Raw genomic sequence first — 12,686 nt, 5'->3', positions numbered from 1 at the left:
GTTTCAATCCACGCCCCCGCGCGGGGGGCGACTCACTTTTCGCAGATACTGAAAACCATACAACTATTTTCATAGATTTCGCGAACCTAACCTGTTTTCTTGACCAGTACCTATTCATATTTCAAAGAACACAGCAATAACCTTTTCAGATCCGTTATGTTATGCTCATCCGCGAAGCGCATGGGTAAAATATGTACGCTTACGGTTCGCGGAGGGCTATGCCATCAAAACACCTTCCTGATCGACACCCTCTTTTGCTCCTACATGCTCGACCCTATGTCTCCAGTTCGACCCAAGGTAGTAAAAACGTAGACTGTCTTTTTCTTTATTAATCTCGCTGATGAGTCTATCTTTGAGAACGGTCCACTGTGCCGGATCAACAATACACTCAAATACCGAATATTGGACTCTCTGCCCATAATCCTTGCAGGCTTTTGCCAACCGGTTCAAACGTCTTTGCCCTCCAGGATCAATAGTCGCCACATCATAGCTCACCAGCACAAGCATTTGTTCCCTCCGTTATTTATCTCCTGTGCAGTCCATTATCGTCTTGCCATATGTGCTCTGCCTGTCAACGTACTCACTTCCAAACAAACGGGGGGTAGCCATCCATATCGCCCCGGACATGACGCGCCATCAAAAGTGCCTGCATATGCATTAAAAGTCCCACTGTCGTTTTCTCTTCCAGAAAGGGGTGGATTATCTCTTCCTGTTTCCTTTCCTGATATGCCGTGATAACGGCCTTGCGCGTGTCATCTTCCATCTTGACAGCACCTGACTCCATCACCTTGAACCCTCTTCCCTGCACCTTGCGCAGGTTTATGAGAGACAGGGCAAGCCTGTCGGCAAGAAATGGGCGGAATTCTTCAACGAGGTCGAGGGCAAGGCTTGGCCTTCCAGGACGATCACGATGGAGAAAGCCAACGGCCGGATCGAGACCAATGGTTTCGAGGGCCGAACGGGCATCATGGGTAAGCAACGTATACAGAAACGAAAGCAGACAATTTACATTATCGAGGGGTGGTCTCCTGTTTCTCTCCTTAAAACTGAACGCGTCTTTCTGGGCGACTATTAGATTATCGAAAACCGCAAAATATGCGTGGGCAGATTCGCCTTCTATCCCCCGCAAGACCTCAAGGTCGGACTCGTGATTGCATCGTTCAAGACAGCGTCCTAACAGTATGACGGTGCGACGAAGACCATTCTCTTCTACTTTCCCGGAATGGTCCCGAAGCACCCTCTGCAGAACGGTTCTGCAGTTGGCTATCTTGCCGACAATGAAATACCGGGCCATATTTGCTGAACGAACAGGATCATCAGCCCACCGGTACTGCTCTCGTCGTAACAGCACATTGCCCGATACGGGTCCGTGCACCCGCGCAAGAAACCGTCCCTGCTCGGTGAGAAAGCTGAGTGCTACACCTTTCTCTGCGCAAAACCCCATGAGGTAAGGACTGCATGATACGCTACCGAAACAGACAATGCCGCCGATCGTGTGGATGGGAAGCTGGAGACGCACCTCGCCTTCAACTTTCACGACAACCGTTTCGCTCGCCTTCGAGAGGTAAGCCCTTTGTGTTGTGACAAAGAGCGTATTGAGGTGTTTTTTCATATCTCTTTCGTTACCGCCGCCAGATACCGTGTTACTGGCCGCTGCTTCGCAATCGCTTTCGGCATACACCCTGCGACAAGGGAGCAGTTTTTGCACCGTTTCGTGTAAACCGGTGGCGGTGTTACCCCTCCTGAAATCAAATCACGGGTCCTCGATGCCGTTTCCTCTGTCTCTCTCCTGAGCGCCTCGTCGAAGGCAACATCTGTTCTTCTGCGTGTCTTGCCGTAAAATAGCGCTCCTTCAGGAACCACTATGGACAACATTTCTTCAAGGCAGAGCGCTTGCGCGCATAATTGCACCGCATCGCTAAGGTCAAATTTGGGCTTTCCCCGCTTGTATTCTACTGGCAAGGGCTGCCACGCGCCTTTGCCGGTCCCGTGAAATTCCACCACATCGGCAACCCCCACGAGGCCCAGCCGCAGGGAACGAAGCGGCAGACCCCGCGCGATGCGCACGCTGCCCCGTGATTCGTTGCCCTCCTCGTGAACCTTCTCGTGCATGATGCGCCCTTCGGCGGTAAGGCGACTTTCTGCCCAGACCTGTTCAATGTGGATCAGGGCGCACTGACGGGGGCAGAACACGTAGTGCTGCAACGCCGAGATCATAATGGGGTCGTCTTCAGAATACATCATGGCTTTTTCCAAGCACCCCGAGTCTGGGAGCGAACACGATAAAGTCGCTCCGTGAATCCGCCTTCCTCAAGAAAATCTTTTTCCAGTGCTCTCAATTGCTGATCAAGAAGATAGTTGGCCTGGTGGATCAGACAAATTGTGGCGTTAGCCGCCACTTCCGGTGAAGAGTTCTCAAAATAGGTCTTATACGTCAAATATGACCTATCAGACCTATACGCAAGCGCTCTAATCTCGAGTGCTTGCGGGTGCTTTTTTCCCCAGAGCGTGCAATCTTTCTGCCTGAGAAAGTCCTGATAATCAAGAAGCAACTCCTCAAGACTTGCTCTGGCCACACCGATAAGCTTAAGCTCTGTTTTTTTTGACGTACCAGAGGCCATACTGCCTTCTGCAATGTTCTGTTTGCCGCTTCGTGCAGCCTGTACCATTTGATCATGAGTACGGGAGCGGCGATCTATGAAGCGGTCACAGAACACCACGGTAGCGTCGAATACTATCTCCGCCATCTGGTAGGACTTCAGTTCCCGGTACCCGCCGTGCGGGGGGATTAGGGGAGGTTGGGTCTGGGTCATTTTATGTACCTTGTGCAATACGCATTAAATGGTGCCGTGTTGTATGAGTATTACTTTTTAAATCTTCTCTTCAACCGTTACCCCCGCTGGAACTTTGGTTTTATCAAAATCTATCCTATAATCGGAAAAAACGCGGGGCGGTTTATTGTCATCATTGGCTGGCTTTACATCAATCAGATCAAATAGCTGGTGTGCGTGTGCCTTACCCATCCTTGAGTCATGTTTGAAAACAATCAGTTTGCGTGCCGCCATCTGACCACGTGCGGCAGACCGGTCATGTTCGAACATGTTCGCGAGGGCATCCCAGAAGAGGGTCAGATCGGAATCGCTAAAACCGGTCTTGTCAGCTAAAGGAGCAGAGACAAATCCGTGGCAGCGATAGAGGGCATAGGGTACAGTAAATTTTCGGCCCATAGTGCGATTGTCGCCCTGCTGCTTCTCGGCTTCAGCAGGGGTAGCAACTGCCATTCGGGTAATACTATGCTCCAAAGGAACAATCTGGCCTACACTGCGAGCAAATGTTAATTGCACCGGGCCCCTTACCTGTCCGGCGTTCTTTCCTGTGGACATGACTGCCCCAAAAGTGCGCACGTCAAAGAATCTCGCACACATGTAATCACGGGCCGCATCTGTCTTGTCACCTTTTTCTTTATCCTTCACTTCGTTCTGTTCGTGGGCCTCGTCTATTAGATTATTCAATATTGCCTTTTCCTTGATGAAAATGTCATAGCCTTTTGTATCATTCTTTTCCAGCTGCACATAGTTCCGCACCTTCCTCTTGAGACACACGTCTGTGACAAGGCCGTGGCCAGTTTCCGGGTCGATGCGAGGAAGGTTTCCCGCGTCCGGGTCTCCGTTGGGATTACCATCTTTGACATCAAAGAAGAGCACAAAGTCGTAACGATTCTGAACTGTATTAGTTGTATCACTCATGGGTACATCCTCCTTATCTCGTATTGGTTATAGTTGCTGTTCGTCTTTCTTGGTGAAAAACTCCTGTCGCTGATGATAGTAACCAACCGCAAACCGGCCTTGGTCTCCAAGCGACAGATATGTTGGGAATTCGTCAATGCCATCGACTATTTCCCCAACGACACGTTCAAGATTGACTGCGCGTCCACGATTGTCCAGCTTTGAAATGTGGTGGTTCTTGAGCTTCATTAACCGTGAGAACGCGGCCACAGGTGTACTGGACGCTGCTCCGTAAAAGCGGTCCCGGATTGTGGCGTTAATGCCAGGATTGGCCTCTTCTTGTATCTTCTCCAAGGCTGCAAAAAGCCGCCCAAGGCGGTAACCGATGTTGCCATTTGTCTTATCCAATGCCATGTCTACCTCCCTATGGTCTTTATTGTAGTATTTTGACTCCCTGACCAACACCGCCTTAATCAGAGCAACCCGGGGGTACGTAACTTCATGTTCGGCCCTAAGTCGTCGAATAGCAGCGGCCAGCAGTGTTTGCGGATATGGTGTTCCCGCTAGAATGGACCGCATGAAGTCTCCCGCGAGATTAGGTTGTATGTTCTCCGATTTGCCCTGCAATGCCGTCGAAACCAGCATGCGGAAAAGAGAGAGCGTTTCTGGTTGATTAGGCCCATGGACAATTGAGCAATCTTCAAAATGCTGGTAAATGTGGGCGGCAACTTCTTTGACCGTGCCGTCGTACCAGAAACGCACTGCTATTCGGGCTGCATTAGGGGCGAGTCCGAGGACAAAGAAACGTGTGTTTGGCTCAAGTTCCGGTCTGCTGCCGGTTTCTGGTGCACGAAACACAGCAACAAGGCTTTTGTAATCCTGTACAGGATTGTCCTTAACGGGTTCGCCGAATATGTCGGCAAAAACATCTTCCATGACATGCTTCTTTTCAGCCCAGAACACAGTGCTGGCATCGCCCACCTGTAAACGTTGTCGCGACCCCTTTTGAAGAAGATTATTCAACGCTGTGGTGTAAGCAAATTCAGCCCGTTGTCCCACGGGTGCGTTAAGACCCTGTTTCTTGTTAAATGATGTGAACGCCTTAAGATTGAAGGAAACAATGTTGGCACCAGACGTCTGAGCGCCCCACACGCCTTTAATGGCGGTGTGGAGTCGGACCGGTACGTCCACTTCACCGTCTACAAGACAGATACCGTTCCCTTTCGTCGATGGCTTTGTTCCTGCAAGTGCATTTACAATATCCTGCCTCTCACAAACCAAACAGTTGTCGGTGTCGAGTTTGAAGCCGAGTACAAGCCCTTTTTCTTCTATTTCTTTCCACGAAGGATGATTAAGAAGGGTTTGAAAATCATTCCCTTCAAGAAACCCAAAGATGGCAGAAACTGCGACATTGGCATTCGGGTTCGGAAATATTTCCTTCATACGATCCAGAAATGCCCGTCTTTGTTTTTCTGCCTTTTCGGGAGCGTCATTCTGGTCAGGCTTGGGCCGGCCCAGAACGTAGGCGGGGGTGTCCCAGAAGAGATTGGCCGCAATACCACTCGTCTTTTTGATGGCCTTCGGCACAATGAAGGTCCTTCCGACCTTCTTCTTCCCTTCCGGGCTTCGAGTGTCCTGGAGATCAAGAAAACGACCTTCTCGGGTCAATACTATGAGGAAGGGAATCTGTTGCTTCTGGAATCCCGGTGCGGCAATATCACCTCCACCCTGTGCTGTTCGATTGTAGTAGGACGTTAAGGCTTGCAATATCATGATCGCACCTCGATGTCTCTCAGATTGATCCTGCCGTTCTCCATCACGGCTTTAAAGAATGATGGACGGCACCACTCTGTACAGCTGTGAACATGACCCCTGTCGGCTTTATTGTCATGGATCATGTCGAATAACATCCATCCCAACTCGCGCGTCTCACTCATTGGCTCAAGGGCTTGTTCGTCAGGTAAAACAAGCTTGAAGTGGGCCGAAAACTCACGGCAACCCAGATAGGGTCGATGAAAGCACTGACCTTTTTCTGCTCGACGAACAAACATTTCCTCAAACTTGATGACATTGTCCTCGGGGCCCGCTCTATCGGTCATGGTGAAATGAGCGTGGATTGCGTATGCTACTTCCCGCAGAAAAAGCCCTGCTCTCTGCTGACGTTGGTCTTCGATGAAGAGGCCATTTGTGCGACTCGACATTTGAGCACCTACCTCATTCCGCCGCACAGATTCCCAACGAATGGGCTTCAGCACATCAATCTGTTCAACATGCCATTGAATTGCCGGTTTCCAAAGGATCGCTTCCAGAAGGCCCCGTGCCGCCGATGGTGTCATGACATCATAAGAGACCCGTTCCACCTTCATTTCCGGCCTTGTGAAGCAAGCGTAATCACCCCACACCTTGAGGAGTATGGTTTTACTTTTTCTTACAGGTCCGTCCATAATACCTCCTTTACTTTTGTTACCTAACAAATCAAGTCATCAGGCGCATAGACGATCGACTGTTCAGGACAGAAGCCAATATCTTCACGATAGAGGGCGCTGTGGCCCTGTGTGAATATCCCCGGGTAGACTTGACGAACGGCCCCTTCCGCCACAAGTCTGGTGTGCAAATAGCGAGGAAGGTTGACCACATAGCGTTGCAGCTTTCGCATAAGCCACCTCTGCGGCCCCATTTTCTCGAGAAGGGAAATAAGTTTTGCGCCCTCACCATAGGTGACCAGGACAGATCCCTGTTTTTGTTCATCAATGATCGTGAAGTTCTGTGCCGCTGACCTGAAGCTGAAACGAAATTCCCTGTCAGGGGCAAGGTCATCCATAATACCTTTTATATCGAGCCTATCGGCCTGAAGCCAGTAAAACTCCTCGAAGAATCGCGTGAACTTATCCGGTGAAAGGAAATCTTCATCGTCAGATTCGAGAAACCGTCTGCCAATTTGGGCTGCCTGCCGCAGATGGCCCACAGGCGGTTCGCTTGGAGGGCAGAAAATAATAACCCTTCCCATCTCCAGGCGTCCCTCCCTGTTGCATCTCCCAGCCGCTTGCGCAACGGAATCGAGACCTGCTACGGCACGATAAACGACAGGGAAGTCGACATCGACACCCGCCTCTACAAGCTGTGTGCTGATGACTCGGGTTGGTAACCCTTTCGCAAGGCGGTCTTTAATTTCCGCGATCTTGCGGGAGCGGTGCGCACCACACATGAGGGCCGAAAGATGGAATGTTCCTTGCGGCATCATCTTCCACAGTTCGCGGCAATCGTCACGGCGGTTCACCACGCACAGAACGGATTCTATTTCACTCAGTTCTGAGGCCAAGTCCTCCCAAGCTTTTGGTTGAAGAAGGTTGTCTGGCACCCTTACCTCAGCCCTTTTAAGGTTACGGTAAAGGTCGCCTGGATCTTCCATGACCTCTTTCATATCCTTAAGCCCATTAAACCCAAACTCCGGATGCGGACCAAAAGCCGGTTGCGTTGCTGTGCAGAGAAGAAGTGTAGCGTTATATGTTCGCTGCAATTCTGCGATCGAATCAAGGATGGGCTTCAGAAACTCAGGCGGTAAGAGCTGAACCTCATCAAAGACAATAACCGAGTTGATGATATTGTGAAGTTTGCGGCACCTGCTTGAACGGTTTGCAAAGAGGGATTCAAAGAATTGCACCGAAGTGGTAACCACAATAGGTGCATCCCAGTTCTCGCAGGCAAGTCGTGTTTTGTCGCTCTGATCATCCTCACCGGTGGTGTCAAAATTGGAATGGTGTTCTATGACTGCGCTACCGAATATCTTTCGGAACTGGTCTGCTGTCTGTTCGATGATGCTGGTGTAGGGAATGACGTAAATGATCCGCTTCCTTCTGTGTAAAAGGGCATGATGGAGTGCAAAGGCCATTGATGACAGGGTTTTCCCGCCCCCCGTGGGTACCGTGAGTGTATAGATGCCCGGCCTGTTGCCTGCAAGGGATCTACATCGATTCAAAACTTGAGCGCGTATCCGGTTCACGGGCGTATCCCGTGCTCCGTCAAGTTTCTCCTTCATGAAAGTCTCAAAATGGGGCAGAAGCTCTGCGAGAGCGGGATATCCACCGCGGAGTTGACCTTTGTCGGAGGATATGAACGCTTCAGTGTCCAAGAAATCGCTGTCTACAAGACACGAGAAGAGCATCCTAATCCAGAGTGCCGGATCGGTTCCCGGCACCGGGCGTTCCTTCGGAAAAGGTTGGGCCGCAATATTTTCTGGAATGGTATCTTTAACCGATTCCAGAAGCTCAATGTCATTAAGGCGTATGGAAAGTGCTGCATTGCCCGCTTGGTAACTCGCCCAATCCGACAGGCCCGCATGATGACCGGCCACAAGGTAGGACAAGATTCTTCCTGCGAGTTTGAACCTTTCAACGGCAAGGATGGCCCCGGCAGTTGAATGATTGACGCGACCATGGGTATGCGCTCCATTCGCGTCAAGACCATTCGCCAGACGGAGCATATTCTGAAACTCAGGAGCGAATTTCCCCAGATCATGCCACAGTCCTGCCAGGTATCCCCACTCCCCAGCCCCAAACTCCTGTGCAAACCCCCGCGCCATCTCCGCCACGTTTTCTAAATGTTCTTCAAGCCGCTGCCACTTTTCCGGCGGCTCGCCTTTTTTGGAATGGGCGTAGAAAGTCTTATCCATTTGGAGGTCTTCTATGATTCTCTGGGTGATTTTTTGTGCTTTCTTCCATGGTATAGGACAAACAACCTATAGTCAATTCAAATGGCGCAAATGATCTGGCCGCGTCCGGGCTACGCAAATCATTAACAACTTTACGTTTCTTTCCGTGCAGGGTTTGTGATGTCCCTTTTGTCTACCAGTATACCGGGCGAGGGTGACAACAGTATGGCATTGATAAGCCCGGCTGCTTTTTCTGGGACCCGGCAGCTTCTTGAAAGAATCGTTGTTTTTTCACAGACCATCGTATAGAATTCAGTTTAAAAACTACGAGGAGTCTTATGGAGATCACCAAGCGCAAAGAAAAAGATGTTTCAATCGTTGCAGTCTCCGGGAGGATAGACGCGATCACCGCGCCTGATTTCGAAAAGAGTCTCGATGAGCTGATCACGGCGGGAGACAGGGTTTTTCTTATCGATCTGGCCGGCCTTGGCTATATCAGCAGCGCGGGGCTGAGAAGCATTCTCTCATCAGCCAAGAAGCTCAAGACACTCTCCGGAGAGATCCTTTTCACCGGGCTTCAGGGACCCGTGGAAGAGGTCTTCCAGATATCGGGGTTCAAATCCATCTTCAAGATCTTTCCTTCGGAAGCGGAAGCGCTCGGCAGCCTTTAGGGATGGCCGAAAGCACTCATACCCTCTGCACCATCGAGCTTCCGGCGGCGCTCCAATCCCTGCCGGGCTTCGTTGCCGAGATAAACCGGTGCGCCAGAGAGGCCGGCTTCAGCGAACATAAGCTGGGCGCCATGGAACTGGCCCTGGAAGAGGCCATCGTCAATATCGTCAAGTATTCCTCCGCGTCCTCGGACAGCGTCATCTCCATAGCATGCACGACGGACGCCAGGGGGGGATTCTACATCACCATCACAGACAGCGGCCCCCCCTTCGATCCCCTCAGGAAGGCCGCCCCCGACACCGATGCAGGCATCGATGACCGACCTATCGGAGGTCTTGGGATATTCCTCATAAAAGAGATGACCGACGGCGTGACCTACGCTCGCGAGGGGGGAAAGAACATCCTCACGATAAAGATGAAGAAACAATAATTATCAATAATTAAATTTCCATATTCCGGCTTCAGACTTCAACAATCCTGCACCGTTATTCCGGCTTTAGACGGGAATCCAGAAAGGACTCTGTCACAGCAGAAAGTGCACGGACAGAGATATGTGGAGGTCACGAGATGAGAGTTGTCGGGTCTTTAAACCGGAGCGCGGAACCGTCTCCTTACACTTCTATCTCGTACCCGTCATAGGCAAGATCGATCTTCATGGGATGGGGTTGGTGGTCATTGTAGACCTTCAGATAGTTTCTCGTATCCTCGAGAAGGTCATCGAGACGCTCGTCGGTATAGGCAGGTTCGTTATGGAAGAGGCAGAGGTGCTTTACCTTTGCCTTCACGGCGAGCTCGACAGCCGCCACGTAACTGGAATGGCCCCAGTCGTCCTTTCCAAGGACTGCCTCGTTCCAATCATACTGGGCATCGAAGACGAGGAGGTCCGCTTCTCTGAAGAAATCCAGGAACGGATAGTTCTCTTCCCTTGCCGGGCCGTCATAGCTTGTCCCGTGCTCGGCATCGGTGGAATAAACGACAGTCCGTCCAGCCTTCTGAAACCGGAACCCGTAAGACGTCCCCGGGTGCTTCTGCTCTATGCCGGAGACCTCAAAGCCGCTGATCTCGTAACTCCTGCCGGGCTTGAGAACGACGAACTGTATATCGGCGCTCATGCTTGCAAGGGGAACGGGGAAAAATGGCTGGTTCTGCTGCTTCACAAAGAAACTCTTCAGGTTCTTGTGGAAACCGTACACTCTCACCTTGTTTCCGGGGATATAGGCGGGAGTGAAAAAGGGAAACCCCTGGATGTGGTCCCAGTGAAAATGGGAGACAAAGATATTGAAAACGGAACCGCTTTTTCGCTGCAGACCTTGATCGATAAGCTTCATATGATAGTTGCCAAGGTCTCTCAAACCCGTGCCCGCATCACAGATCATATACTCTTCGCCGTTCTTGATCTCCACACAGGGTGTGTTGCTTCCGTAAGTCCTCCCCACGGTGAAGGGAAGCTCCTCACGGATGAAGTCTTCTATGTCGCCGTCAGTCTCAAAGGTCCGCGCCTTCGCCGCCTTGATGGCGCGAACGATCTTAGCCCGAACTGTCTCCGCCGTTATAGACGCAGGCAAAGACCCCCGTGTGCCCCAGAAATAGACGCGCATCCTTTCTCCTGTTGAATTAGATGCATTATTTTAAACTCTTGCGAATAAATTGCAAGATTAATTTAAACATTGTAGTCACAAAGAGCTAAAACACCAATGACGGAAATCACAATAAAGGACAATGACCAACGAGCAAGCAAAAGAAGGAACGGGTTCTCCTCCGGTTTGATCATTGAAATCTGGTCATTGGCCGTTATCCATACTTCCTTCATATTTCAATGCCATCATGGTAATGTCGTCATACTGGGGTGTATCCTTGCAGAAGTCGTTGATCGCCTCCCCGACGCAGGTGGTCATCTCCGAAACGTCCCTGCCCGTGCATGAGACAAGGACATCTATCAGGCGCTCCGTGGAGAATATCTCATCCGTCTCGTTCATGGCTTCCGTAACGCCGTCGGTATAGAGAAACAACCCGTCGCCCGCGTTGAGGACAAGCGTTCTCGTTGTATACGGGGTTCCTTCCATGATCCCCACGACGAGTTCTCCGGGGCCGTCGAGATAGCTGACATCGCCGCCGGCGCGAATGATGACGGGGGGATTGTGACCGCCGTTCGTGTAGCGGAGCTCTCCCGTAGCCGTATTCAGAATGGCGCAGAACACGGTAATGAACATGTCCGCGGGGTTGCCTCTGCTGAGCTCGTCGTTAACCTCCTCCATGAGGGTCCCCGTCTCAAGGTTGGCCGATGCCTTCACCTTTATGAGGGTCTTGGTGAATGCCATAAAGAGGGCCGCCGGAATTCCCTTGCCTGAGGCATCGCCTATGACGAAACAGAGGTGGTCCTTGTCTATGAGGAAGAAATCATAGAAATCCCCGCCTACCTCCCGCGCCGGGATGGTGAGGGCATGGATGTCGAAGTCCCTTCTGTCCGGAAAGGGAGGGAACACCTTCGGCAGAATTCCCATCTGGATGTTTCTGGCTATTTTCAGTTCGCTTTCCATGCGCTGTCTTGACGCCGTTGTATCGGTGATCTCCTGGATGTAATCCTTCAGCGACGTTTTCATACAATCCAGGGCCGCCGCGAGCTTCCCGACTTCATCTCTCGTTCGTATCTCGGGCACCTTTGCCTCGAGGTCGCCCGTGCCTATCCGTCCCGCTATTTCCGTCATTTCCGTCAGCGGTCTCGTTATGGAGCGGGCTATGAAGACAACCGCGAAGGCAAGAAGCGCAAGGCCCAGAATACCCAGCGCAATGACCACGTGATTGAGGCTCGTGATGTCTGCCATGAGCTCGTCGTAAGGAAAGAGAACTCCCAGGGCCCACCCGTTCGACTTGATGGGCACATAGGTCATGATGCAGGACTTTCCCGTTACCGCGCTTTTGACGGAGTTTGGGGAATAGCCGGTCTCTCCCCGTATCATCTTGCGCCCCGCCTCACGGAGCATGGGATTTTTCCTCTCCTCCGCCACGGTAAAGATCGTTTCGTTCATGATATATTTTCTGATGGGATGGGTGACAAATGTGCCGTTCTTTGATATGAGAAACCCGTAGCCCGACTTCAGGATCTTGATCGAGGAGACGATGTCCCTGAGCTCATTGAGCGAGATGTCAACAACGACGACACCGGTGAGCTTTCGTGTCCCATCGACAACCCTGTAAAAGGGAACGGCATAGGAAGACATAAGGATACCGCCGCCTTCGCCGAAATAGGGTTCCGTCCATTGCGGCTGTTCAAGCTCCCGCGGGATCTGGTACCAGTCCCAAAGGAAATAGTCGTAGAACCGGTCGAGATACTTGAAGCTTATACCTCCACCATTCTTGTAGAAATAGGGAGCGAAATACTTCTTCGTCTTGTCGAAGGCGTAGGGTTCGAAGGCAACCGCCGCGCCGTATATCTCGGGGTTCTTTTCGACGATGGCATAGATGACCTTGAAAAGCTCCGCCTCGTCATAGTTCATGTTCTCGAGAAGATAAGCGGTGTTCTGAGGCACTTTCTGGGTGGACGTCAAAAGCACCTCGATCCTGCTCGTCGTCGTGGTGATGAGGTTCGCCGAGTTCTCTTCGATGCCCTTCTGGATCATTCTCCGGGACACAAGGTAGTTGTA

Annotated in this window: 12 protein-coding genes; 2 read left to right on the top strand and 10 right to left on the bottom strand. The window is 51.4% G+C overall.

Going from position 1 to position 12,686, the window contains the following annotated elements; translation table 11 throughout:
- Positions 1-216: 216 nt before the first annotated feature.
- The 8 genes from cas2 to PHC90_13060 form a co-directional block, all read right to left on the bottom strand.
- Complete coding sequence (cas2, locus tag PHC90_13095; protein MDD3847278.1) at positions 217-507, bottom strand: CRISPR-associated endonuclease Cas2; 291 nt, start codon at positions 505-507, stop codon at positions 217-219.
- 73 nt (positions 508-580) lie between these two features.
- Positions 581-1,612 carry a type I-C CRISPR-associated endonuclease Cas1c gene (cas1c, locus tag PHC90_13090; protein ID MDD3847277.1) on the bottom strand — a complete coding sequence of 344 codons (1,032 nt, stop codon included), beginning with the start codon at positions 1,610-1,612 and terminating at the stop codon, positions 581-583.
- Positions 1,609-2,244 carry a CRISPR-associated protein Cas4 gene (gene cas4 / locus PHC90_13085; protein ID MDD3847276.1) on the bottom strand — a complete coding sequence of 212 codons (636 nt, stop codon included), beginning with the start codon at positions 2,242-2,244 and terminating at the stop codon, positions 1,609-1,611. Before cas4 ends, cas1c begins: the two co-directional genes overlap by 4 nt.
- Positions 2,241-2,813 carry a four helix bundle suffix domain-containing protein gene (locus PHC90_13080; GenBank protein ID MDD3847275.1) on the bottom strand — a complete coding sequence of 191 codons (573 nt, stop codon included), beginning with the start codon at positions 2,811-2,813 and terminating at the stop codon, positions 2,241-2,243. The genes cas4 and PHC90_13080 overlap by 4 nt, the downstream gene beginning before the upstream one ends.
- Positions 2,814-2,870: 57 nt before the next feature.
- A complete protein-coding gene (gene cas7c / locus PHC90_13075) occupies positions 2,871-3,746 on the bottom strand; it encodes a type I-C CRISPR-associated protein Cas7/Csd2 (protein ID MDD3847274.1) in 876 nt (291 codons plus the stop codon).
- Between the two features lie 27 nt (positions 3,747-3,773).
- Positions 3,774-5,498: a type I-C CRISPR-associated protein Cas8c/Csd1 gene (gene cas8c, locus PHC90_13070; GenBank protein ID MDD3847273.1), complete on the bottom strand. Its 1,725-nt coding sequence runs from the start codon at positions 5,496-5,498 to the stop codon at positions 3,774-3,776.
- Positions 5,495-6,169, bottom strand: coding sequence for a type I-C CRISPR-associated protein Cas5c (cas5c, locus tag PHC90_13065; GenBank protein ID MDD3847272.1), 675 nt, complete (start codon positions 6,167-6,169; stop codon positions 5,495-5,497). Before cas5c ends, cas8c begins: the two co-directional genes overlap by 4 nt.
- Before the next feature lie 23 nt (positions 6,170-6,192).
- Positions 6,193-8,394, bottom strand: coding sequence for a CRISPR-associated endonuclease Cas3'' (locus PHC90_13060; GenBank protein MDD3847271.1), 2,202 nt, complete (start codon positions 8,392-8,394; stop codon positions 6,193-6,195).
- Between the two features lie 317 nt (positions 8,395-8,711).
- Here PHC90_13060 and PHC90_13055 point away from each other — a divergent pair, with 317 nt between their 5' ends.
- Together PHC90_13055 and PHC90_13050 are read left to right on the top strand one after the other, a co-directional pair.
- The gene (locus PHC90_13055; GenBank protein MDD3847270.1) at positions 8,712-9,044 is read left to right on the top strand and encodes an STAS domain-containing protein; all 333 of its coding nucleotides are present in this window, start codon (positions 8,712-8,714) and stop codon (positions 9,042-9,044) included.
- A 2-nt stretch (positions 9,045-9,046) separates the two neighbouring features.
- Positions 9,047-9,475, top strand: coding sequence for an ATP-binding protein (locus PHC90_13050; GenBank protein MDD3847269.1), 429 nt, complete (start codon positions 9,047-9,049; stop codon positions 9,473-9,475).
- Between the two features lie 181 nt (positions 9,476-9,656).
- Here PHC90_13050 and PHC90_13045 read toward each other — a convergent pair whose 3' ends face one another.
- Entirely contained in the window at positions 9,657-10,643 is a 987-nt protein-coding gene (locus tag PHC90_13045; protein MDD3847268.1) for an MBL fold metallo-hydrolase, read from the bottom strand.
- A gap of 183 nt (positions 10,644-10,826) precedes the next feature.
- The coding region (locus tag PHC90_13040) for a SpoIIE family protein phosphatase (GenBank protein MDD3847267.1) at positions 10,827-12,686 on the bottom strand (1,860 nt) is incomplete at its 5' end.

The sequence above is a fragment of the Syntrophorhabdaceae bacterium genome, assembly GCA_028698615.1.
Classification (GTDB): domain Bacteria; phylum Desulfobacterota; class Syntrophorhabdia; order Syntrophorhabdales; family Syntrophorhabdaceae; genus Delta-02.
Note: the sequence above shows the minus strand (reverse complement) of the source record. Positions and strands in the feature narration are given on the sequence as shown.